Source organism: Mesorhizobium sp. M2C.T.Ca.TU.002.02.1.1 (assembly GCF_003997225.1).
The window spans coordinates 1-1,637 of record NZ_RZTO01001097.1 but is presented as its reverse complement, the minus strand read 5'-3'; the positions used below and the strand labels follow the sequence as shown (position 1 = coordinate 1,637).

At 69.0% G+C, this 1,637-nt stretch carries 1 protein-coding gene; it reads right to left on the bottom strand.

Translation table 11 applies throughout. The features are described from left to right. The coding region (locus EOD07_RS33720; protein WP_127238288.1) for a DUF4159 domain-containing protein at positions 1-1,637 on the bottom strand (1,637 nt) is incomplete at both ends.

Below are 1,637 nucleotides of genomic sequence, written 5' to 3'. Positions count from 1 at the left end.
CAATAGATCAGCGGGAAGAAGGACAGTTCGTCCTTGGCGATATCGACGCCGGCCGGCGGTCCAGGCTCGAGCGCGGTCTTCTCGATCAGGAAACGCGTGAGACCCTCGAGGCCGGCGCGGCTGATCGAATCGACGCCCGGCTCGCCGGTGATGACATAGGCGATGCGGGTTTTCGAAATATCCTCGATCGCCTGCGCGTCGCCGGGCTTCGAATCGTCGGCGCGGGCAAGATCGGCATGGCCGAAGAGGCCGCCCAGCACGACCAGAACGGCCGCGGCGGTCGCCGCCGCCGTGCCTGCGCGGCGCGGCCGGCGCGCCAGCAGGCCGCCCATCCAGAACACGGCCAAGGTGTCGAGCGCCATCAACAGGAGCGCGACGGCGACCAGCGGTCCCTTGAGGTTCTCCGATTCGTCGAAGGCATAGGGGATGGCTGTCACCGGCAGCGAAACCTGCGGGCGGACCAGCGGCGCGAACGTGCTCGACGCGTCGAGCAGATTATGCGCGAAGACGCCCGTCTCCGAGCCGTAGAGGCCGGGCGGATTTTCCAAGGTCACCGGCAGCGGACCGGCGCCAGGCACCAGCGGCCGGGCATCCGGCGAGGGCGGCGTCAGCATGCCGTCGGCGCCGATCATGCGGTAAGGCGCCAACGACACGGCCTTGGCCTCGGCGTTGGCAACGGCCGCGCCCTGATTGCGCGACAGTTGCACGATGCGTCTCAGCATTTCGACGAAGCTGCCGGAGATCGGCAGGTTCGACCAGGTGGCTTCGGGCGTGACATGGAAGAGCACCAGCGTGCCCTTGTCCTTTTTCATGCCCGTCACCAACGGCGTGCCGTCGGCAAGCGTGGCCCAGGTGCGCTCGACGATGTCGGGCGTCGGCTCGGCCAGAACCTGCCGGCTCACGGTCACCTCGGAGGGCGGCGAAAGATCGGCGAAGGGACCGGTCTTCGGGAATTCGGTGACCGCCTGCGGCGTCGTCCAGGACAGCGCGCCGCCCAGCGCGCGCTCGCCGCTGCGCAGCCTGACCGGCAAAAGATCGTCGTCATTGCCGGCCGCTGCAAGGCGGGGACCCGCAAAGCGCACCAGCGTGCCGCCCTTGTCGACCCAGTCGACCAGACGCTGCTTGACCTGCGCCGGGATGGTGCCGACGTCGGCCATGATGATCATCGCCGGCTTCTGGTCGAGAAGCTGCGGAATGGCGTCGGCCAGATCGGCGCTCGACGGCTCGACCAGGTCGGCGAAGGGCTGCAGGGCGCGGCGAATATAGTAGAGCGGCGACAGAAGCGGCTGCGCCTGGTCGGCCTCGGCCTGCGACAGAAGGCCGACGCGGCGACGTTTCGAGCTCTCGTCCAGCACGCGCACGGCGCCAGCCTGGTGCTCGCCGTCGAGCGCGATCGATGCGAAGTCGTTGCGCAGCTCGAAGGGAACCGCCATCGTTCCCGTGGCGTTGGCTTCGCCCGGCGCGAAGGTCAGCGTCGCATCGGCGATGCGACGGCCCTTGTCGTCGAAGGCGCCCGCGGTGACCTGCGCCGGCGCCGGATTGCCCGGCGCTCGGATGGCGGTCAGCGAGAAACCGTCGACCTGGTTGTCGGCGCCGATCAGGCCGGTCACGGAAGGCCGATCGGATGTGGCCCAGAC